The 20,395-nt window shown below is 54.9% G+C and carries 19 protein-coding genes and 1 tRNA gene; 4 read left to right on the top strand and 16 right to left on the bottom strand.

What is annotated here, in order from left to right:
• Positions 1 to 106: 106 nt before the first annotated feature.
• The 7 genes from NST43_RS09725 to NST43_RS09695 all read right to left on the bottom strand — a co-directional run bounded on the left by NST43_RS09725 (position 107) and on the right by NST43_RS09695 (position 7,010).
• Entirely contained in the window at positions 107 to 766 is a 660-nt protein-coding gene (locus tag NST43_RS09725; RefSeq protein WP_339224072.1) for a GntR family transcriptional regulator, read from the bottom strand.
• Between the two features lie 16 nt (positions 767 to 782).
• A complete protein-coding gene (locus NST43_RS09720; protein ID WP_339224070.1) occupies positions 783 to 1,439 on the bottom strand; it encodes a hypothetical protein in 657 nt (218 codons plus the stop codon).
• Positions 1,440 to 1,505: 66 nt separating this feature from the next.
• Positions 1,506 to 3,638, bottom strand: a complete 2,133-nt coding sequence (locus NST43_RS09715; protein ID WP_339224068.1) for a hydantoinase/oxoprolinase family protein — start codon at positions 3,636 to 3,638, stop codon at positions 1,506 to 1,508.
• Positions 3,639 to 3,671: 33 nt separating this feature from the next.
• Positions 3,672 to 5,018, bottom strand: coding sequence for a citrate transporter (locus NST43_RS09710; RefSeq protein ID WP_339224067.1), 1,347 nt, complete (start codon positions 5,016 to 5,018; stop codon positions 3,672 to 3,674).
• A 209-nt stretch (positions 5,019 to 5,227) separates the two neighbouring features.
• Complete coding sequence (locus NST43_RS09705; protein WP_339224065.1) at positions 5,228 to 5,635, bottom strand: hypothetical protein; 408 nt, start codon at positions 5,633 to 5,635, stop codon at positions 5,228 to 5,230.
• Between the two features lie 174 nt (positions 5,636 to 5,809).
• Positions 5,810 to 6,013 (bottom strand): hypothetical protein, encoded by a 204-nt coding sequence (locus NST43_RS09700; RefSeq protein ID WP_209990906.1) that lies wholly within the window; start codon positions 6,011 to 6,013, stop codon positions 5,810 to 5,812.
• Between the two features lie 94 nt (positions 6,014 to 6,107).
• Positions 6,108 to 7,010, bottom strand: coding sequence for a 2-dehydropantoate 2-reductase N-terminal domain-containing protein (locus tag NST43_RS09695; protein ID WP_339224062.1), 903 nt, complete (start codon positions 7,008 to 7,010; stop codon positions 6,108 to 6,110).
• Positions 7,011 to 7,157: 147 nt separating this feature from the next.
• On the opposite strand from NST43_RS09695, the gene NST43_RS09690 reads away from it, so the two are divergent.
• A complete protein-coding gene (locus NST43_RS09690; RefSeq protein WP_339224060.1) occupies positions 7,158 to 7,706 on the top strand; it encodes a TetR/AcrR family transcriptional regulator in 549 nt (182 codons plus the stop codon).
• Between the two features lie 94 nt (positions 7,707 to 7,800).
• Here the strand turns inward: NST43_RS09690 and NST43_RS09685 are convergent.
• Positions 7,801 to 7,884: transfer RNA gene (locus NST43_RS09685), tRNA-Leu, on the bottom strand.
• Positions 7,885 to 8,064: 180 nt separating this feature from the next.
• On the opposite strand from NST43_RS09685, the gene NST43_RS09680 reads away from it, so the two are divergent.
• Complete coding sequence (locus tag NST43_RS09680) at positions 8,065 to 8,523, top strand: hypothetical protein (RefSeq protein WP_209990913.1); 459 nt, start codon at positions 8,065 to 8,067, stop codon at positions 8,521 to 8,523.
• 205 nt (positions 8,524 to 8,728) lie between these two features.
• Here the strand turns inward: NST43_RS09680 and NST43_RS09675 are convergent, their stop codons facing one another.
• The 5 genes from NST43_RS09675 to NST43_RS09655 all read right to left on the bottom strand — a co-directional run bounded on the left by NST43_RS09675 (position 8,729) and on the right by NST43_RS09655 (position 11,560).
• Positions 8,729 to 9,406, bottom strand: a complete 678-nt coding sequence (locus NST43_RS09675; protein WP_339224059.1) for a hypothetical protein — start codon at positions 9,404 to 9,406, stop codon at positions 8,729 to 8,731.
• On the bottom strand, positions 9,403 to 10,194 hold the full coding sequence (locus tag NST43_RS09670) for an SDR family oxidoreductase (protein WP_339224057.1): 792 nt from the start codon (positions 10,192 to 10,194) through the stop codon (positions 9,403 to 9,405). The genes NST43_RS09675 and NST43_RS09670 overlap by 4 nt, the downstream gene beginning before the upstream one ends.
• 18 nt (positions 10,195 to 10,212) lie before the next feature.
• Positions 10,213 to 10,434: a hypothetical protein gene (locus NST43_RS09665; RefSeq protein ID WP_209990923.1), complete on the bottom strand. Its 222-nt coding sequence runs from the start codon at positions 10,432 to 10,434 to the stop codon at positions 10,213 to 10,215.
• 131 nt (positions 10,435 to 10,565) lie between these two features.
• The gene (locus tag NST43_RS09660) at positions 10,566 to 10,883 is read right to left on the bottom strand and encodes a hypothetical protein (protein WP_209990925.1); all 318 of its coding nucleotides are present in this window, start codon (positions 10,881 to 10,883) and stop codon (positions 10,566 to 10,568) included.
• A gap of 107 nt (positions 10,884 to 10,990) precedes the next feature.
• Complete coding sequence (locus NST43_RS09655) at positions 10,991 to 11,560, bottom strand: xanthine phosphoribosyltransferase (protein ID WP_036695682.1); 570 nt, start codon at positions 11,558 to 11,560, stop codon at positions 10,991 to 10,993.
• A 176-nt stretch (positions 11,561 to 11,736) separates the two neighbouring features.
• Between NST43_RS09655 and NST43_RS09650 the strand changes: the two genes are divergently transcribed.
• Positions 11,737 to 12,870, top strand: coding sequence for a hypothetical protein (locus tag NST43_RS09650; RefSeq protein WP_339224055.1), 1,134 nt, complete (start codon positions 11,737 to 11,739; stop codon positions 12,868 to 12,870).
• On the opposite strand, the gene NST43_RS09645 is transcribed toward NST43_RS09650, so the two are convergent.
• Genes NST43_RS09645 through NST43_RS09635 form a run of 3 tightly spaced genes read right to left on the bottom strand, consistent with a single transcriptional unit; the run spans position 12,857 to position 18,724 of the window.
• Complete coding sequence (locus NST43_RS09645) at positions 12,857 to 16,195, bottom strand: AAA family ATPase (RefSeq protein WP_339224053.1); 3,339 nt, start codon at positions 16,193 to 16,195, stop codon at positions 12,857 to 12,859. The two genes, NST43_RS09650 and NST43_RS09645, sit on opposite strands and share 14 nt — an antisense overlap.
• Positions 16,192 to 17,583, bottom strand: coding sequence for a DNA repair exonuclease (locus tag NST43_RS09640; RefSeq protein ID WP_339224051.1), 1,392 nt, complete (start codon positions 17,581 to 17,583; stop codon positions 16,192 to 16,194). Before NST43_RS09640 ends, NST43_RS09645 begins: the two co-directional genes overlap by 4 nt.
• Positions 17,584 to 17,587: 4 nt before the next feature.
• On the bottom strand, positions 17,588 to 18,724 hold the full coding sequence (locus tag NST43_RS09635; RefSeq protein WP_209990933.1) for a glycosyltransferase family 4 protein: 1,137 nt from the start codon (positions 18,722 to 18,724) through the stop codon (positions 17,588 to 17,590).
• A 197-nt stretch (positions 18,725 to 18,921) separates the two neighbouring features.
• Here NST43_RS09635 and NST43_RS09630 point away from each other — a divergent pair, with 197 nt between their 5' ends.
• Entirely contained in the window at positions 18,922 to 20,328 is a 1,407-nt protein-coding gene (locus tag NST43_RS09630; protein WP_339224049.1) for an RsmB/NOP family class I SAM-dependent RNA methyltransferase, read from the top strand.
• The last annotated feature ends 67 nt before the right edge of the window (positions 20,329 to 20,395 follow it).

Raw genomic sequence — 20,395 nt, 5'->3', positions numbered from 1 at the left:
AGTAGAGACAGCTTAGTGCTGTCGCAACAAAAGGCGTATACCGGAAGTCCTGCTCCATGCGCGGAGAAGACTTCAGTATACGCCTTTAAGCTTTTCACTTGTATGATCAGAAGAATTGCGGGTACTGCTTGGACATGCTCTGAACCCTTTCCAGCAGCGTATTGGAATGCTCCATCACTACCTTGCGCATCCCTTCCACATCCCGCTTGCGGGTAGCCGCAACCATCTTCACATGCTTATCGATATCGGATGGCTGGACCCCCTCCATCTTCCCATAGAGCAGACGGATTCGGTTGTAATGCGAGGCCACCTCTTCAATCGTGAACCAGGATAATTCCTCCCCGGCCGTCTGAAAGATCAGCTGATGGAAACGGTTGTCCTTGAAATAGAATTCCCGGAAATATTTCTTATCCATGTACTTCTTCTGCTTGTTGATCAGCTCCTGCATCGTATCCGCGACCAATTCACTGCATTTGCGGATGAATTCATCGATTACAGCAGATTCAAGGGAGGTCCGGATGAACCATTCCTCACGGACTCTTTGCAGATCAATCTTGGAGACTACGGTTTTGCGCTGAGGATATATTTCCACCAGTCCTGACTGTTGAAGGCGGACCACTGCTTCCCGTACCGGCGTCCGGCTGACGCCATAGCGTTCAGAGAGCTTCTGCACACTGACATCCATTCCCGGCTCCAACGTCATATTCATGATGTCGTCTTTTATTTTATTGTAAGTTACATCATTCAGTGAATTACTGTTATTCATAATCTTCAACGTCTTCCTACACCTTCCCTGAACTCACTCCTAGTACATCACGGTATATGGTCTCCGCACTGGCTGAGTCGTAGCTGTAATACAACAGAACATCCAGAATAAACGGCGAGTACCGCAATCTGTTCAGCTCCTGTGTAAAAGCCATGGCTCCAACTTCACTTAAGGTGCGTATTGTAGAATAGTTCTTCAGACCCAGCAGCTTCCACAGCAGAATCCGCTCGGTTCGGGTGTATATCTCCTGTGCATACCGGTCTTCTACAAAATGATACATTTCGTGGCCAAGGATAGTATTCATTATACCAGCTTGCGGAAAAAGTTCAACTAGCGCCGATGCCTCCTCCCGCACCCGCTCCGCCGCTCTGCGCACGGGTTCCTCCATAATTTCCACCTTATCCGGAGGGGTATAACAGGCGAACAGCACACGCTTGCCGGTCATGAGCGCCTGCTGGATTTCTAGCTTCAGATTCATCTTTTGCGCAAGCAGCCTTACATCACTGGTCCCATATTCGCGGATTATCCGGTGTGCGTATTCTATGCCGCAGGCTCTGGCTTTGGCCAGCATATCCCTCTTCATCTCCGGCTGAAGGCGCCGGTTCAGAATATCCCGGGAGAATGCGTACATTCCCCAAGCCTCATCCTCTACCTGCAGCAAATGATTCATCATTTCTCCTAGCTTCACCTTCACCTGCACCTACATCCAGCCTCCTGTCTATACTCTCCCGCCCGGCGGTTAGCTTTGCTTAATATTGGCCGCCACAACAACCACCTCAGTGTCCGGCTCGAACGTGGAAATCTCAATATCCATCAGCAGCTCCAGCTGTTCGAAATCCGATGCGGTAAAGTCCATGACCCGGGCGCCGATACACAGGTAAAAGTCAGGTCTTGCAATCAGCTCCGTCTGATAGACCGCCATTGCCTCCCACAGCTGCTTAACCGCATTCAGGTAGTCACCCGCAGTGGTCTTAAGCGCCATAGCCCGGCCCCTCTGCACTTTGATGAAGCCCTTGGTGTCCAGGATGCGGACCGCCCCGGCTTCACCGGCTTTATCCATCAATTCGCCGAAAATACTGACATACCGGGTCTTCTCCAGCAGCTTGGTCCGTTCCAGAGGAATACGCATATCCTTCGCCGCCAGCTCCCGCAGCTCTGCCTCATCACATTCCTTCAGCAGCTCAGTCGTCTTCACCTCGGTGGAACCGGTAGCAATCGCTGTCACCTTGGAGGTCTGCGGATCAATGTCAATATGAATCTCGATGCTCTCCGGTGTAGCCCCGCTCTGGATGGCTTTGTTCAAGGCTTCCATCTTCAGGGCCGCAATCACTTCCTTGGACGGAGACGGAATAATCCGCTCTACAACGTCCCGGACCATCGACAGAGCAACCCCAATCGAAGAGATAACCTCTGCATTCTCGGGGATGCTGTATTTCAGGCCCATTTTCTCAGAAAAATAGACAATGAGCGAAGCCGCTCCGCCGCCGACACCCACCAGGGATATCTGGTCCTTCTCCAGCTTGTATTTCTCGGCCAGCGCCAGGATGATCGGCTCGATCTTCGCATACGCCTTCTCCATAATCTGCTTGGCAATATCCTCTACCGTTGTTCCGCAGTAATCAGCCAGCGCCTGTATCGCCCTTCTGGCCGCTTCCACATTCCCGTAGGAGAAATGCTCCGGCTTGACCAGTCCCAGCACATTCGCCGCGCAGGAGTTCGTGATCGTCACCCGTTCCCCGTTCTCCAGCCGGATCGCCACATAATCAGCAGGATCACCAGGCTTCGGAGAAAAGAATTCGACCTGCGCTCCCTTAATCTTATCCGGATCGGTGAATACCGAATAATCCAGTCCGCCGATATGCGCCGATCTGGGTCCGACATCGACCACTCCGCTCTTGTTCGCCCGGATCATCGACCCGCCAGCCACGCCGAGCACCCGTACATCCAGGGAATTGACATAGGTCGGATGACCGCCGACGATAGAATAGTCGATGGCCGGGCGGCCGTTTTTGATCACACCGATATTGGTAGTCGTGCCACCGACCTCGAAGTACACCCCGTTCGACGCTCTCAGATACATCAGCGATCCCATGACCGAAGCCGCCGGACCCGACAGCATCGTCAGCACAGGCCGCTTCTTCATCTCACTGATCTCCATCACGCCGCCGTCGCCTCTCATGATCATCAGCGGCACATGGACACCGGCCTCCCTGACAGACCGCTCTGTTGAATTGGCCGTATCCAGCATCTTCGGCAGAATACTTGCATTAATTGCCGCTGTTCTCGTTCTCCGGGTCAACCCGTATAATTTCGTGATGTCGGAGGCCATGGTGGTCGGCATCCCTTTTTTCTCCGCTTCTATATAGACCAGTTCCTCGGGCCGCCCGTTATCTACGCCAAAAGCCATGGAAGGCACAATCACCTGTGCCCCCTGCTGTTTAAGCTCCTCGATGACCGTCAGCACAGAGGCTTCGGACATTTTTTTAATATTAAGGAAGCTGTTATAGATCTTGATCTCCTTGCCGTTGCCCAGATCGATATTCTGAAGCCGGGTCTGACGCTTGGCGAGCCAGCCTTCCAGACCGCCCTTCGCCAGGCCAATGATGCCCACCTGGGCAATATCGCCCTCGATCAGCGCATTCGTTGCCTGCGTGGTACTGTGGGCCACGAACACTACATCCTCCGGACGGATATTGTTCTCGTCGAGGCAATTCTGGAAGCATTTCACCACACCTGCGGCTACACCTGTCGCATGATCATGCGTAGTCTTCACGGATGATTTGCCGATAATCTCATGTGTCGCGTTGTCAATCGCAACTGCCTTGGTATGGGTTCCCCCCACATCGATACCCATTCTAACCATTTTACCCATATGATTTCTCCGTTTCTCTTCATTAATAGTGGACTACACCAGATTGCCGTACATGAAGAATACGATTGTGCAAAGAATAATCCCGATAATCCAGCCCGTAGGAATCGACATCTTCATATATTCCTTGGCCGGAACCTTCGTATAGCCGAAGCCCCAGGCAACCCAGGACTGTGTAACGTCCAAATGCTGCGGTGCTACTGTAGTAATGGCGAACAGCGGATAGAGGAATTGTACCGGCCAGGCTGCGGTTGCCACCACAACCGCCAGGATAGCCGAACCGGAGCCGACAAGGTTCATCGGGCCGCGGAAGAAGCCAAGCGGTGTCAGGATGGCGAAGACAATACACAAGAGTAGCGCGGTCTGGGGCATCGCCCCGTCCAGCAGGGTTTTGAAATAAGGCGAAGCATAGGTGGCTGCATTGTTGAACATTGAGAGCGTGAGCAGGAACCCGATCATCGGCGCCACATCGATGGCTCCGTCTGCGAACTGCTTCGACAGCATTCTGCAAACGTTTGCAAAACCGCCCTTCAGCTTACCGCAGGTCAACAGGGCGAACAAGGCGGCGAAGATAAATCCAAAAATGATCGGAACCTTGAGCACCACCACACCTACTACCGGGAGAATGATCGAGATCCAGGAGATAGCAGGTGCATCTACAGTAGCTCCGCTATCTGGTGTTGCCGCCCAGGCCCGGGAGAGCTTCCGGTTCATCATCACGTTAGATACCACCAGAACCACGATCAGGGACACAGCCATCGCAATCATGCCGAATTTGAAATATGTATTGTAGTCGTAGCTGGCATAACTCTCATTGGCTGTTGCAAATATCGCCTGATATTGCTTAAAGTTCACAATGTTCCCGAAGATCCCCGCCATGATCGAGCCCATGAAGGAGAACAGGGCAATCGGTGAAGGAATCCCGAGCGACAGCATGATCGGCAGCACGATGACCGCAATGGAGATTACCGGGCCGATCCCCGTCATGGAGGTGAAGATTACAGCGGTAACGATACACAGCAGAGACATGGTGATTCTTGGTTTGTCTCCTCCAAGCTCTACAACCTTACGAATCAGAGTAGCGGCAATCCCGGTGTCGATCAGGACTCTTCCGAAGAAGGCGCCGAAGAAAATATTAACCAGTATCGCCTTCCCGTAATTCTCAGGCCCCGTCTGGAACACGTTCGTCAGGACGTCAATGAACGTCTTACCCTCCATAACAGAGGTAGGATGAATGCTATTCCCGATCAGGGCAATCGAGGTCCACAGCACCGACATGACGAAGAAACCGACCATGAGGTTATACCCCTTGACGCAATACCACACCAATCCAAAAAATGATAAGACCATAATGAAACCGATTACAACATTAGCGACATCCACAAAATAACCTCCTGAAGTAGGATTAAATGAGTTAACATGCTAACATGCTATTTGGGTTAACTGACATGTTAGTTTGCCACGTGAAAATATTAACATGCTACTTCATTAGGCGTCAATACCCTTCTGCATGTTATTTCCAAACCCTTCAAAACGCAAAACAGAGGCTGCAGATGTGATCCATCCTGCGCCTCTGTTCACCTCCATAATCTTCAGTTATCCTGGTTAATCACTTGGTCACGATACCGCTGAAATCCCTTCCATGATTGCTCCGCTGCTTCAGGCTGCTCAAAGTCGATATAGCCGGAATCCGATGTATCCAGCGCAAAAGCCTCCAGTGTCTCACAGATCAACCGGATCGTCTCCATCACAGCTCCCCCGCCCCGGACATGCAGCATGATGGAATCTACGAGCTCCTCATCGCCTGTATTGAACTCGATCGAAAACCCTTCGCCCTCAAGGATGCCCCAAGCCTTATCCCGGTAATCCAGGTTCGGTATACGACGGGTCAGCTTCTCAATGATTTCATCACGTTGCCCCAGAGGAGGCACTGGAGGCTGCTGATTCTCCGGCGCTTCAAAATCGCACTTCTCTTTCATGACAAATACATCCCAGCTCATAGTTGCTCACTCCTTGGTTAAGATTGAGGCAGAATTAGTTGCACAGACTGCAGTTATGTAATACACTTAACCCTTTTTTGCAGGTTTTAATTGCTCAGATTACAATGATCCGATATCGGCCGGTCGCAAGGGCTTCTCCAAGTCGGCCAACAAGGGTACTGATGCACAAGAACTCTATTCGCCTACTCTTGTCAACTCAAACGCTGCGGCTTCGATCCACAGGATCAGCTTGTTATGACTCACATCCAGGAACCCTAGCGGTATACCCAACCCCGGCGAAGCTTCAGTTACCTCAATGGGCTGTGTGCCCTGACTGCATCCAGCCAGGCAGACCGCCAAAATCGATATTTTCAGTATCTTCCCTAACGTTGTTATCATGATATGCCTCCCGCCTGCTTCAGTCCTCCAACCTTACCATCCGCTGGAAGCGAATAATAAACAGACGGGTTACAATACCGGAACAAACGATTCATCAGCCGTTCTGCATAGATAGAAATTTCGTTAGATCATTCTGTAGCTGCACAACCTCCTGATTCGCAGCATTCGCATAATCCGGCAGCAGCATATCCTTAACCATTTTCGTACGCAGCCATGCAATGAAGAGAACATCCAGCATGAAGCTTGGGAGTTTGGACACTATTTTAAAAACGGGCGGATCAACAGCAACACCAGCTTTTTGTATTGCCCTTAGATACGCTTTTAAAGTAACTGTTATTTTGCGTGCCGTCTTTCTGGTTCCCGGTGTTATAGGGTCAATCTCCCTATTGCCGGAATACAAACCGCCCAGCAGAGCAATGTCAGAAACAGAATGAGTGATTAGATACGCCTTCATATCCTTTTTTATGGCGTAAGGAAGCTTTGCTGCTTGGAATACCCTTGCGAGACTTTCGATCCGCTGCGTCACTGCACCATTCATTTCTCCAAATGCGGTAGCCATGAGGAACTTTGGCGCAAACCGGGCATACAGGACTCCAGCTTTAATCTGTCCGCCGAAGCCCGGAAAAGCCGGCAAAAGTCTATCCCCTACAATCCCCCGCCACGAAGAAAATCCAATCGGGCTATTGGTCATCGTAACAATATTCGGGCTTTGATTATCCTTTAGCGCTAACAACGCGGATTCGGCCCTGTCATAACGGACGGTAACGAAAATAAAATCGTATATATCGTCATTTTCGAGTGTATCAATAACCTTTACTGGAATTGATCTGACTGTACCTTTGTCATTATATTGCAGGCCTTTTTCTTTTAAAAGTCTGAATCTGTCCGAACGTGCAAACACGCTCACATCAAACCCGGCTTCCATAAACTTCATTGCGTATATGCTCCCGATGACACCCGCACCGAAAATTAAAATTCTGTTTTGTTTTGCTGACATTACAATCACTCCTGCCTATTAATATTCCCTCTTGATTATCCAACAACATGTTGTATGATGTGATCATAAAGCTTTAGGATTCCTTGATCAATCATCAATTTTTTAATATCTGTGGGATGATATCTTATACACAAGCAGGAGGGAAACATGAACAAGCAGCCCCAGGTTACGGAGAAAACAAGACAACGGTTTATAGAAGTTTTTTGTGAGCTATACAGCCAAAAGCCGATTGAGAAAATTTCCATTCAGGAAATCGCCAACCGGTCAGGATATAACCGCAGCACCTTTTATCAATACTTTACTGACATTTACGAATTGCTGGACGCTGTTGAAAATAACCTGCTCCATGACATCAAAACAGAACTTGCTGATAAAGAGCTGTCGATGCATTCAGTTCAGGATGCGCTCTCTTGTCTGGACAAAAAAGAACATCTCCTGGCGCTCCATGCTCTTCTGGGCGATTATGGAAGCCCCCGTTTCTTAGCACGCTTAAAAAGAGACATACCCATGGAGCAATACCTGAATCTTCCGCAAAACCACTCCTTAACGCCGTACTTCATTGAGTTCTATCTGACGACAACCCTTTCTTTATTTCGTCTTTGGCTCCAAAGAGATAAGGATGTATCCCCAGAAGAATTTATCAAGTTAGCGGAGAATTTATATTCAAGAGGGATTATGACTTATACTAAAGAATGAAGATGCCGCACCAGCGAAGACGGGAAGGAAAATAAACACAATAAAGGCCCGTTCATTCCCACTAGGGTAATGAACAGGCCTTTATAATCTGCGATGCGGTCAAGAGGACTCGAACCTCCACGATATTGCTATCACTGGCACCTGAAGCCAGCGCGTCTGCCAATTCCGCCATGACCGCATATTCGGTTGACTTGCTTTCGCAGTCACAAGATAGATCTTACCATGTCAGAATTATGGAGTCAAGTTTATTTTATTGTAAATTGCTATCCATAAATTGCAAGTAAAATATTGCTTTTATTTGCGGATTGGGTGTATAATGAGAACAAAGGTTCGCATAATATAAATGAGGTGATTTATAATGGCGATTACCAAGAGACACCCCCTAAATACACCAACAATCCCTGAGAATATAACCAAAGATGAATTGTCCCTGGTCAGAAGCTATCTGCTGCTAACGTTTATTCATAAAGTATTTGAACGGGACTGCCGTGCCATCGGCAAGAGCGGTCTGTTCAAGACTCCCCAGCTCTACATGGAGCTGGTATCCAGCGCTACCAAGAAGACATCCCTGATGCTGCAGGAGGTTACCCGCGAGCTTACCCTGAGCCAGCTCAAGATCAGTACTGTGCGCCAGGATCAGCGCGGAGTTACTGCCGAGTATAACTGCCGGGGCTATGTTGGCGAGATCCATATTCTATGGCCCGGCTTCCGCAATGAGATGATGCAGCGTATGCGCGCCTACCTTGGACTGGGTGCAGAGCTTGCCTCCGTCCTTCCCCGGGAAGAACAAGTGGAACAGTTGGCCATGACCATCTAAGCCGCATCTTGTAATGGATTGTACTGCTGACATAAGAGCCTCGTCCTATTCTGGACGAGGCTCTTGGTGCGGGTGCAGATCAATATATGATACGTTGACGGGAAGTGGTTTGATTAGACTTTGTCGTCTGGAGTACAGCCGGCATACATTTGGCCCAAACGGCAACCCGGTCCCTTCCTGCCGTTCACCAGTTCGACGCCCGACCTTACTTTAGAACCTTCTCCAGCTGCTTCGATCCTGCCTCCGGGAACAGCTTGGCCGTATGCTCCATAATCCGCTCCTTGGATTCCTCAGGCTGATCGCTGTAACGTGAAGTCACATAGTCTGCTCCGAATACATGCTCGCTCACGGCATAACGACCGATTCCCCAGCCGTAGGGACGGCCATGCTTGTCCTGCTTATACTCGAATTTGCTGGCTGTAATGTAGGTCTGCATCTGGAGCAGCGTCATGGCTGTGTCGAAGCCCTTGGCACCTTTGACCGCGAAGCCGGACAGGCCTTTGAGATCACTGGAAAGCAGCCCTGCCTCATGCTCCAGCAGCACATCCATGATTCGTTTGCTGGCCATGGAGGCCAGTCCGTCATCATATCTGGCATCGAAGTCATAACCGTCCCGGCGGTAATTGGCGAAGTCCGGATACCATTCTCTGCTGATGAACCCGGCCTTCCGGTTGAATAGCTTTGCATAAGCTATCTCGCCCCCGGCCGCAATCTCCTCGCGCCATTCCCACGGCCCCACTACATCCTTCACGAACCAGTAGCCCGCAGGCGTACATTCCTCCAGAGAGAAGCCTGCGATCTCACAACGGAACAAGGGCAGATACCCGATCTCCCGCACCAGTTCGGCCAGTTCCCCGGCATTCTTTATAACCGGCAGCTTCATGATTGCCCTCCAGGGTGGTAGGACCAGCCCTCGTCTCCGTGGTAGATCATCTGCTTGCTCATCCCGCCATCGATGGTAATATTCTCGCCCGTAATGAATCCCGCAGCTTCGCTGCACAGGAACAGCACCATGGCTGCAATATCCGCTGGAGTTCCGACCCGTCCCGCAGGATGCTGCAGCCGGTCCGGCTCTGTTTGAACCGGTTCCGCCGATTCCCCTGTACCGTGATAAGCGGTGGTATCAATCCAGCCCGGGCTGATCGCATTCACCCGCACTTTACCGGCCAGACTTACACTAAGGGCGTGGGTCAATGCACCGATTCCGCCTTTGGCCGCAGTATAGCTCTCGGTATCCGGCTGCGACATCCGCTCCCGGCTGGAGGAGATATTAACGATGGACGCTCCCGGAGCGAAATATTCCTTAAGCCGCAGTGTCAAATAATATGGCGCAGTCACCCCGATTCGCTGCACATATTCGAAATCCTCATAGCTGCACTCGGACTGCAGCCCTTTACGGCTGATACAGGCATTGTTAATCAGGTAATCCACCTGTCCGTAGCGGCTGATTACCTGTGCGGTGAAATCATCCAGCACGGGCTGCTGCACAATATCGCCTGTATAGAAGAACAGCCGCTCTGTGCCATACTGCTCCTCCAGCCAGCGTCCGGCTGCTGAATCCGTATCGATGCAGGCAACCACTGCCCCGGCCTTCAGTAATGCCTCGGTGAGGCAGCGCCCGATTCCGCCCGCGCCTCCGGTGACGACCGATATTTTATGATGATGGCTCATTGTTCCCTCCTAATCCGCTTACTCCGCAGTATCCGTCTCTGGTCTTGGCTCACTGAACGGCTGATACAGATAATTCCGGTCCAGCTTCACCACCCGCTTATTGGGTCGGCGGATCATCACCTGGGACTCATCCCAGGCCAGCACGATCCCCCTGATATCATTGCTCTCCAGTCCATCCCGTACAACGCGTATCTTTTCTCCTGAGATCCGGTAGGCATCCAGTTGTTCATCACTGATCATAGTCGTCTTGCTCCCCTCTCTGTGCTTAGCTTGTCCAATTCAACTCTGAATCCGGTCATGAAAAAGACCCAAATGAGAATCATCCGGGTCTAGTTATCTTTCAAAAGCAATCTGTATGTCTTATGAAGTTCCTATATCAGCGCTTCATTCTTCTCAAACCAGAAGTCAAGAACTTTAGCGGACATCACACGTTGTTCCAGATATTCGATCTGATGCTCTGTGAATGTCTGTCTCCAATTGAACGACAGCTCTTCACACAAACTTGTGATTGTCAACAGCTCTGACCAAGCAACATAACGTTTGTACCAGAAAAACTGAGGATGTTCGATCATATAGGGATACAAATCGTCGAACTCCGTGTGTTTGCAATCCAGCGCACGTTCGAAGTGATCCTTAGCCTCGGTTAGCTTATCAATGAAAAATTGCTCTGTCACCGGTTCTTTCCCCATTGTGACGCCTCCCCTCTCATGTCTAATTTTATTATAAAGGAAAACTTATAGGGTGGAAAGCAGATGTTTCAAAAATAGGCTATGTTCCTATTATTTTCACTTACACCTTATCCAAAAACGATGGTCCCGTCATTAAGGGAGGTAATATCAACAAGGGATTCCAGACGGATTCCCTGTTCCCGGATCGTGCGCGCGCCGGCCTGGAAGCTTTTTTCGACCACTATGCCAAGGCCCACCAGCTCGGCTCCTGAACGCTGGATAATCTTAATCAGGCCGCGGGCCGCGTCGCCGTTGGCGATAATATCGTCGATGAAGAGGATTTTGTCATCCTCCGAGATGAACTGTCGGGACAGCATAATGTCCGTAACAATCCCTTTGGTAAAAGATGGAACCCGTTCGCAGAGTGCGTCTGGATCAGCCAACAGCGTTTTTTTGCGGCGGGCAAACACCAGCGGCACCTTCATCTCATAAGCGGTGGCAAATGCCACGGCAATCCCCGAGGATTCCACAGTCACTACGCGAGTAACTCCAGCCTCAGCAAATCTGCGGGCAAATTCCCGTCCCATTTCCATCGTCAGCATCGGATCGACCTGGTGGTTGAGCAGCCCGTCCAGCTTCAGCACCTGATCCGAGACAACTACGCCTTCCTCCAAAATCCGCTGTTTCAATAATTCCATAATTGTAAACCTCCATTACCCTTTATAGACGTTCCACCGAAATCGCACCTGTTCGTCCAGGCGGAAGTCATGTCCCTCTGTTCCTCATCATAACCTGTACTATGCGGACTACACAAGGCTATATCCTTGCAGGCCCCGCGATTGTAAACTTCGCAGCATTCATAAGGAGGCTAAGCATGAAGTCACATGTCCGCACATTACAGATCGCTTTCACTTATATCGGCACTATTGTCGGCGCCGGATTCGCCACCGGCCAGGAAATCCTCCGTTTTTTCACCAGATACGGCCACTGGGCGCTGCTGACGATTCTATTCTCTGCCGCTCTCTTTATCTGGCTGGGCACCAAAATGATGATCATCGCCCGGAAAATCTCTGCGGATTCGTATGAGGATTTCAACCGCCACCTGTTCGGAGCAAAGGCCGGAACCATCATCAGCCTGTTCACAATGATTATTCTGATCGGGGTGAACAGCATCATGCTGGCTGGCGCCGGGGCGATCTTCAAGGAGCATCTCGGCCTCCCCTATCAGGCGGGGCTGCTTCTGACTATCATCGGATCTTACTTGCTGCTGAAGCGCGGCATTTCCGGCATTCTGCAGATCAACAGCCTGGTGGTGCCCCTGATGCTTACTTTGTCGCTGATCCTTGTCTGTAATACGCTGGGCGTTCCGGGAGCCGACCGTTTCCTCTTCCTGCCAACTGATCACAGCGGCATCAACGCCTGGATTTCTCCGCTGCTCTACACCTCGTTCAATCTTGGCATGGCCCAGGCTGTGCTGGTTCCGCTGGCCCGTCATACGGATGACGAACGCGCTCTAGTGCGCGGCGGTATTTTGGGCGGAGCGGGCATCGGGTTCATGCTGCTGGCAGCCCATTTTGCCATGAGCTCGCAGATGCCGGGCATCCTGCAGTTCGAGATTCCGATGGGAAGCATCGCCATCCGGCTGGGTCCGGTGGTGCAGATGATTTTTCTGCTGCTGATCTTCATGGAAATCTTCAGCACCTTCGTCGCGGGTATCTACGGGGTAAGCGTACAGCTCCAGCAGCGGCTCCCGGTCGCCCCTGCGCTGGTCGCTCCGCTGCTGATGCTGATCTGCTATGTGTTCAGCCAATTCGGCTTCAGCTCGCTGCTGGGCATCTTCTACCCGATCTTCGGCGCGCTGTGTCTGATATGGGTGGTCATGCTGGTGCGCTCCCCCATGTCTCCCCCGCCAGAACAGGGCAAGCCCCCAGCAGGAGGAGCGGGCGGCAAAAAGCAGGGGATCACGATTGTCAGCATCAAGCCTGCGATCCGGACTACACGGAAATAACTGCTGCCGCAGGGATGATGCCCGCCACGGCTTCGGCGACATGACGGTGGCAGGTCATCATGACGATCTGCCGGGAAGCCGACAGCTCGCCAAGCAGAGCCAGAGCCGCGTGAAGCCGGTGTTCATCAAAGTTAACGAACAGATCATCGAAGAACAGCGGCAGATTCACCTTGCTGCTCATCGTTTCTGCCAGTGCCAGCCGGATCGCCAGATACAGCTGCTCCGCAGTTCCCCGGCTGAGCAGCCCGCTATCCAGCAGTCCGGCATCCTTATGTTCAGCCTTCAACTCTTTATGCCCCAGCGTCATCACGATCCGGCGGTATTCCCCATGCGTGAGCTTCGAGAAATACACGGAGGCCAGCTGCAGCACCTGGGGCTGCTTCTCCTGCTCATAGATCCGGCGTGTCCGCCCCATCAGCTCGGCGGCCAGCGCTGTTACCGCATATTGCCCGGCCAGATTACGCAGTGCCGCCCGCTGCTCCTCCAGCTGCTGGAGCGCAGAATCTTCCTTGCCGCGCTTCGTTAATGCTTCCCGTTCCTGCAGCAGCTTGCCGCGCTGCTCAAGCAGTGCGCTCCGCTCCTCTTCAAGCTCGGCCGCCGCTTCTTCCGCAGCCTGACGCTCCTGTGCAAGCCGCCCGGCATCCAGATGCTCCAGCAGACTCAGCAGCTCCGCCCGGCCTTCGTCATCCCATCCGCTGAACATCGCCAGCTCAGCTTGACGCACGGACCGCGTAACCTCTATCCGTCTCAGCCACGCAGAGGAACGGCGCAGGAACTGCTCACCGTCCTCAGCACCGCCTTCCTCCAGCAGCTTCGAGCACCGCAGGTTCAGTTCTGCCTGCTCCCTGTGATTCGCTGCCAGCTCCTCGCGGACTTCAGCCAGCCGCGCCTCCACACTCTCTCTGCGCAGCAGCTCAGCCTTCAGCTGATCCCACTCCCGCTTCCGCAGCTCCAGCCAGGTTAATAGGGCGGCTGGGGTGGGGTGATGGGGAGCGGGTGGAGTAGGGGGTGTGGGGTGGGCAGCAGGCTCCGTAGCGGGTAGTGATTGCTGGACAGTAGACTCGGTAGCGGGTAGTCGGTGCTGATCAGTAGACTGAGCGGGTGGTGTCTGTTGGACAGCTACAAAGGGAATCGAACCTGGCTGTCCGGTCCCCGTAGCTGCAAGCAGCTTCAGCCCTTCCTGCTCATAGAGCGCACATTCTGCCGCCAGTCCGCTCAGCCGAGCAGACCATTTGGCCTCCTGGCGCAGCAGCTCATGGCCCTGCTCTGCCAGGGCGAAGATATCCGGCAGACCGTCCGGGGACAGGCCTTCGGGGAGTCTCCGCTGACGCAGCCATTCTTCGTAGCGCGCCGCCAGCTCTGTGAAGCGGGCCTCCGCTTCCTCCAGCTCGCCGGTCAGCACCTGCTCCTGTCCGCTCAGCTGCTCCAGCTCCGTCCGGCAGGCCTCAACCTCAGCCGCCTGCCGGTCTACGCGCTGGCGCCAGGTGCCCCAGGCCTCCATCAGCCGGCGCAGCTCGCGCATCCCGGCCTCCAGTCCGCCTGCGTCAGGGCTGGACGCCTTGCCGCTCTCCCGCTCCGCGCCGGAGAGCAACTGCCCGCGCAGCCGCAGCATTTCCGCTGCGGCCTTGCCCGCCTCCCCGCCGCCCGGCTCCGGCGGGGAAACCGCCGCCCCCGCTGCGCGCAGGGCGGCCCAGAGCCACAGGTCCGCGGCGGCCAGCAGGCCTAGCGCGGACAACGCGCTGACCGGCGGTGCGCCGGTCAGCCACAGCGCAGGCGGCAGCAGCAGCGTAAGCGCTGCGCCCGCCTGCAGGAAGCGCCGGTAGCGTGCCGCCCGGCGCCCGTTCGCGCCGGGGCGGCTGCCCCCGGCGGTGCCCTGGCGGCGCGGGGCTGACGCGCCGCCTTCCGGGCCGAGCTGCGCTTCGCGCCAGCGCTCGGCGGCCTGCTGCAGCTCGTCCCAGAGCTGCACCAGTTCACGCGGGCTGCGCGCAGCAAGGCCCGCGAAGTCCGCTGCGCCGCTGGCGTGCTCCTGCGCCAGCAGGCGCTCGGCCGCCTGCAGCGCAGCAGCGGCGGCGGCCTTGCGGGCGCGGAGGCTCAGCAGCTCCGCGCCCCGGGTCTCCATTTGCCGGTCGTACCCGGCAAAGGAGCCGGCGTAACGCCGCGCGGCCTCCCGGTCCGCGGCGGCCGGGGTGAAGCCCGCAAGCTCTGCGGTATCCCAGCCGGCGCCAATGCTGCGCAGCAGGCGTTCCAGCTGCTCCCGCAGAGCCGTCAGCTCCGCGGCAAGCCGCTGCTGCTCCGCCCGCTTGTCCTCATAGCTGCTGCGGCTGCGGTCAAGCGCTTCGAGCGCAGGCCCCTGCTCCGCAAGCAGAGGATCGGGCGGATTCGCCGCAAGCTCTGCGGTAAGCTCCGCCGTAAGCCGCTCCAGCCGGAACGCAGCGCCATGCAAGCTGCGCAGATCAGCTTCCAGTGACCTCCAGCGCTCTGCTCCATCATCAGGGAACGCTGCAATTACGGGAAGCTCCTCCAGCTCCAGCCGGCCTTCGCTCCATTTCAGCCACAGCTCCCGAATGTCCTGAGTCTTGCGCAGCTTCATCAGCTTTGCTCCGGCGAGCTCGCGGTCCAGCTTCATCTGCTCCAGCTGCTGCTCCGCAGCTTCCAGCCCCAGGATGTTCCCGTTATATCTCGGCAGATAAGAGCGGCTCTCCGCTACCTCCTGCTCCAGCTTCCCGATAGACTGTAGAATCCTGGCCGCCTCCTGGACCTTGCCGCGCGGCTTGTAGAGCTTCTCGGCCTCCTGGACCAGGCGCTTCTCAGCCCGCAAAATCTCCCCGCCCCCGCCCATCCCTGCATGGAACAGGTAGCTGCTCATTTCTCCGGACTGCAAGGAACCCAGCTCCTGCAGCTCGTCAAGCGAGACAGCGAACAGCTGGCGGAACATGCTCCGGGAGATGCCGCCAAGCAGACGCCGCTCCAGCTCCGCCTGATTCAGCTCCTCCGAACGGCCATCCGGATGGCTGAGCGCAATATGCAGCTTCTCTGCTCTGCCCGGCCCCGCGCCGCCGGATGCATACCGGCGGATGGTCCATACTGCGCCGGTCTCGTCCCTTGCCTCCAGCACCCCGCCGTGCGTCCCCCCTTGCAGCGGCTCGTACCGTTCTGCCGGATTCCCCCGGCCGGGGATGCCGTACAGCATGGCACGGATGAACTGCAGGGTCGTGCTTTTACCAGCCTCGTTGCGTCCGAACAGAACCGTGACCCCTTCACTCAGTCCGATCTCCCGCTGAGCCAGCCTTCCGTAGCCGCCTATCCGCAATGAATCGATCTTCATTCCTCTACCTCCCGGCCATGCTGTCCATCGCCATCTTCTGTAGCCGCAGCAGAATACGCCTTGCCTTCTTCCGCAGCATTCAGCGGCGTCCCGCCGGACTCTTCCAGTCCGCTCAGCAGGGTGATTCCCAGCTCTACTGCACCTCTCAGCCATTCCTGCTTCTCTTCGGCTCCTACGGATACAAGCAGTCTGCGCAGCTCCTGATTCTCCATCAGCGGCCTCAGCGCAGCAGCGACCAGCTCGTCCAACTCTGCGGCATTCCCGCTACTGTGTCCGGCAAGCCGCAGCATTTCACCCAGGAAGCTGTCCTCCAGAAGCAAGTGCTCACGGTCAACAGCAAGTCCCGTTTCGATGGAGAAGCCTTCCGTCCAGACCAAGCCCGCATATTCCTTGCGCACTGCACGTACAGTTTCCCGCCGCTGCAGCTCAGTGAGGAGGTCGTCCGCCGCCCCCTTCTCAGCCAGTACCTTATGTATATCGCCCCGCCCGGTCAGGCGGAATCTGACCACAGACATCATCTGCGGGGTCTCTCTGCGGATATCCTCCACTGCATTCTCTACCGCGAGGGTCCACTCGGCCTCGTCAGAAAGCCCATCAATAGAGAGCTCGCGGACCTGCCAGCGCACACTATCCAGTTCCTGAAAATCCAGCCGGACTGCACCCTCTGCACTGACATCAACCGTATAACAGCCCTTTGGCCCGGTCTCCTTAATACTTCTTCCCTGAATATTACCCGGATAGACGATAGGCGGATGCTCATGCAGAATACTCCGCTTATGAATATGCCCGAGCGCCCAATAGTCATAGCCCCTGCCGATCAGATCCTTCCGGGTACACGGGGAGTACGTCTCATGCTGGAGATCCCCGTCCACATTGCCATGCAGCAGGGCGATATGGAATAGGCTGCTGCCCGGCTGGCGGCTGAAGCGCAGAGCTGTATTCTCTGTCACTTTGGAGGTCGGGTAGGAGATGCCGCTGACCACAGCTACCTCCCGCCCGTCTTCCCGGCGGCGGGCGGTAACGCGCTCCGGCTCACTGCCGCCGAATACCGTAACATGCGCAGGCGGTGCCGAACTAAGACGCGGGCCGTCCAGCGGATCATGATTACCATGGATCAGGAATACCTGAATCCCGTGGCGTCCGAGTTCCTCCAGGGCCTCCCGGAACCGGAGCTGCCCCTGAAGCGAAGCATCCGAGACATCGTAGACGTCGCCGCTAATAACCACGAAATCTACCTTTTGCAGGGTGGCTACGCCAACAAGCCGCCCGAGGGCGGCGAAGGTGGACTCCCGGAGATAGGAGCGAATATCCTGCGGGAGATGGGACAGACCGGCAAACCGGCTGTCCAGATGCAGATCCGCAGCATGCAGGAAACGAAAAGGAATCATAGCCTCACCCCTTCATCCCCGGCTGGAACTGCAGATAGGTTTTCTTCAGCTCATTGGCTACACGGGTCAGGGAGTAGAGGCTCTTTGCTTTATCCCAAGCCGAGCGAGACAGCTCATAGCGGTAGCCGGGGTCAGTGATTACTTTTTCCAGGGCATCTGCCAGTCCCAGCGCATCCTCCGGATTCACCAGCAGCCCGTTCACCCCGTTCTCAATCTGCTCAGGAATGCCGCCCACATTCGTCCCGACCAGCGCCAGACAGCTCAGCGCAGCCTCAGCAAATACCGAACCGAACGCCTCCGCCCGCGAAGGCAATACGAAGATATCGAAGAACGGCATGAATTCCTCAGGATGCAGCGTATAGCCGTAAAAAATAGTCTCATTATATATCCCCAGCTCCTGCGCAAGCTGCTCCAGCTCCGACCGGCTCGGTCCGTCCCCGATGATATGCAGCACATATTCATGCCCCCGCTTCTTCAGCTCGGCACAGGCCTTGAACAGAATATCGATGCCTTTGGCCGGCACCAGACGGGTAACCGTGACCAGCTGCGGAATGTCATTCTCATGCGGGACAGGCTTGAACCGCTTCTCGTCGAATCCGTTCGGGATCACTCCGATGCTGTCAGGCCGCTCAATATAAGGACTCATATAATCGGCAAAAGCACGCGAAACCGTCATCAGCCGGTCACTCACATGCTCCAGCTCCCGATAAATGGCGACCAGGAACTGATGCTCAAGCCCCCCCTCGCGGATCAACCCGTTCAGAATCAATTCACGCTCATAGCTGGAGTGCAGCGTCTGAATCAAGGGAATGTCAGGATAAATCCGCTTCATCGCCAGCCCCGCAATCGGATGATGGGCATGGATCAGATCATAATTTTTGCTCATGCGCAGCTTGGTCCACCAAATGTAATCCCGGTAGGTCTGAATGTATTTTTGCACAACCGGACTTTCGCCGTACACTGTCCAGTCGAAGGTCTCGAAGACGATGTCTTCGCGTCCCTTGCCCCGGATGCGCTTGGGCAGCCAGAACAAATCCATCTCCCAGCGGCTGGACCGGAAGCGTTCCTGCAGATAAGGAATCATAGAAGATACACCACCGGGCTGCTCCGGCGGGAAGAATAGCGCTTGCAGCAAGTTCATATAGGTACATCTCCCTTTACAATTGACCTATTTACGGTGAAGACCGGCAATTGTGATATAGTTGTGTATATGTACAATTACGGGTACTGTTACAGGTACGCTAAGGTTCCCTGCCTTAATTTTATCGGTATCCACCCGAAACAGCAACTAAGATGACAGCTTTACTTATCTTGAACTTGGACCAAGGAGAGTGATTTATGAATGAAGAACGATTGCCTGCCGCTTACACCGCTAACATTAGAGAGATGCTGGGGGATACGGCGGATGCTTTTCTGGAGAGCTATCTGGCACGGCGGACCCAGGGTCTGCGGTTCAATACGCTAAAAAGCAGTTCAGAGCCGGGCCGCGCCGCAGCAGAACATGCCCTCTCCCAATTTAACCTGTCACAAATCCCCTGGTGCCCGGCCGGATTCTATTATGAAGACCCTGCCCGGCCGGGAAGACATCCTTATCATACCGCCGGACTATATTATATTCAGGAGCCCTCCGCAATGTCCGCAGCCGAGCTGCTGAAGCCGCTTCCCGGAGAGATCGTTCTCGACCTGGCGGCCGCTCCCGGCGGCAAAACCACCCATATCGCCGCACTGATGCAGGGGCAAGGGCTGCTCATCTCCAATGAAATCCACCCGGAGCGGGCCAAAATCCTGGCAGAAAACGTCGAGCGGCTCGGCATAAGCAACACGCTGGTTACCTCCGCAGCTCCCGGTGATCTCTCCAAAAGATTCCCTGAGGTGTTCGACCGCATTATGCTGGACGCGCCTTGCTCCGGTGAAGGGATGTTCCGCAAAGACCCTGCGGCGATTGACGAATGGTCACCGAAGCATGTGGAGATCTGTGTAGCCAGACAGTGGGATATTCTGCAGGATGCCTATCTGCTGCTGAAGCCTGGCGGCCATATGGTCTATTCGACCTGCACCTTCAACCGCCGGGAGAATGAGGAGACGATGGAGCGCTTTGTGCAGACCTACCCCGATATGGAGCTGATCGTTACGAAGCGGCTGTGGCCGCATCTGGAGCGGGGCGAAGGGCATTTCGTCGCCCTGCTGCACAAGGCTGCTTCCACCGACCAGACAGAATCTACTTCACGCAAAAGCAAAGGCAAGCGCGGTGAACGCGGCAGTAACGGTCCGAAGACAAGTGCTACGCTTAGGGAAGCCTATCAACAGTTCATTAGCTGGTCGGCGGCAGAGCTGCCCGGATTCGCCGGACACGGCGTGCCGCTTCTCTTCGGTGAATCCCTGTATCTGCTGCCTGAGGCGTTCAGTGAGCGGCTGCACACCGGGATACTGGACGGACTCAAGGTGCCGCGTGCCGGACTGCATATTGCCCATCTCAAAAAGAACCGGATCGAGCCTGCCCACGCCCTGGCCATGGCACTCCGGCCGGATCAGGCGGCGCGCAGCTATGATATGCCTGCGGACGGCCCGGAGATCCAGGCCTGGCTGCGCGGCGAGAGTCTGCCGGTTCCGCCAAGCCTGCATGGCTGGACGCTGGTAACCGTAGACGGCTTGCCCCTAGGCTGGGGCAAAGCCAGCTCCGGCCAGCTCAAGAATCATTTGCCCAAGGGTCTGCGGATTCTAAAAGCCCATCTTGAAGAGGTTTAGGCAGTTGACCAGTTCATGAAGCCTCCCTACGCATATGATGTCATTATCCCATGGCAGTCCGCCGGAC

Origin of the sequence: Paenibacillus sp. FSL H8-0332 (assembly GCF_037963835.1) — a bacterium.
In the GTDB taxonomy this organism is placed as follows: domain Bacteria; phylum Bacillota; class Bacilli; order Paenibacillales; family Paenibacillaceae; genus Paenibacillus_AQ; species Paenibacillus_AQ rhizoplanae.
Note: the sequence above shows the minus strand (reverse complement) of the source record. Positions and strands in the feature narration are given on the sequence as shown.

What these genes read in the sequence shown, in the direction of transcription:
- NST43_RS09725 (WP_339224072.1), bottom strand. Translation starts at nt 766, where the DNA reads ATGAATAACAGTAATTCACTGAATGATGTAACTTACAATAAAATAAAA.
- NST43_RS09720 (WP_339224070.1), bottom strand. Translation starts at nt 1,439, where the DNA reads ATGATGAATCATTTGCTGCAGGTAGAGGATGAGGCTTGGGGAATGTAC.
- NST43_RS09715 (WP_339224068.1), bottom strand. Translation starts at nt 3,638, where the DNA reads ATGGGTAAAATGGTTAGAATGGGTATCGATGTGGGGGGAACCCATACC.
- NST43_RS09705 (WP_339224065.1), bottom strand. Translation starts at nt 5,635, where the DNA reads ATGAGCTGGGATGTATTTGTCATGAAAGAGAAGTGCGATTTTGAAGCG.
- NST43_RS09700 (WP_209990906.1), bottom strand. Translation starts at nt 6,013, where the DNA reads ATGATAACAACGTTAGGGAAGATACTGAAAATATCGATTTTGGCGGTC.
- NST43_RS09695 (WP_339224062.1), bottom strand. Translation starts at nt 7,010, where the DNA reads ATGTCAGCAAAACAAAACAGAATTTTAATTTTCGGTGCGGGTGTCATC.
- NST43_RS09690 (WP_339224060.1), top strand. Translation starts at nt 7,158, where the DNA reads ATGAACAAGCAGCCCCAGGTTACGGAGAAAACAAGACAACGGTTTATA.
- NST43_RS09680 (WP_209990913.1), top strand. Translation starts at nt 8,065, where the DNA reads ATGGCGATTACCAAGAGACACCCCCTAAATACACCAACAATCCCTGAG.
- NST43_RS09675 (WP_339224059.1), bottom strand. Translation starts at nt 9,406, where the DNA reads ATGAAGCTGCCGGTTATAAAGAATGCCGGGGAACTGGCCGAACTGGTG.
- NST43_RS09670 (WP_339224057.1), bottom strand. Translation starts at nt 10,194, where the DNA reads ATGAGCCATCATCATAAAATATCGGTCGTCACCGGAGGCGCGGGCGGA.
- NST43_RS09665 (WP_209990923.1), bottom strand. Translation starts at nt 10,434, where the DNA reads ATGATCAGTGATGAACAACTGGATGCCTACCGGATCTCAGGAGAAAAG.
- NST43_RS09660 (WP_209990925.1), bottom strand. Translation starts at nt 10,883, where the DNA reads ATGGGGAAAGAACCGGTGACAGAGCAATTTTTCATTGATAAGCTAACC.
- NST43_RS09655 (WP_036695682.1), bottom strand. Translation starts at nt 11,560, where the DNA reads ATGGAATTATTGAAACAGCGGATTTTGGAGGAAGGCGTAGTTGTCTCG.
- NST43_RS09650 (WP_339224055.1), top strand. Translation starts at nt 11,737, where the DNA reads ATGAAGTCACATGTCCGCACATTACAGATCGCTTTCACTTATATCGGC.
- NST43_RS09645 (WP_339224053.1), bottom strand. Translation starts at nt 16,195, where the DNA reads ATGAAGATCGATTCATTGCGGATAGGCGGCTACGGAAGGCTGGCTCAG.
- NST43_RS09640 (WP_339224051.1), bottom strand. Translation starts at nt 17,583, where the DNA reads ATGATTCCTTTTCGTTTCCTGCATGCTGCGGATCTGCATCTGGACAGC.
- NST43_RS09635 (WP_209990933.1), bottom strand. Translation starts at nt 18,724, where the DNA reads ATGAACTTGCTGCAAGCGCTATTCTTCCCGCCGGAGCAGCCCGGTGGT.
- NST43_RS09630 (WP_339224049.1), top strand. Translation starts at nt 18,922, where the DNA reads ATGAATGAAGAACGATTGCCTGCCGCTTACACCGCTAACATTAGAGAG.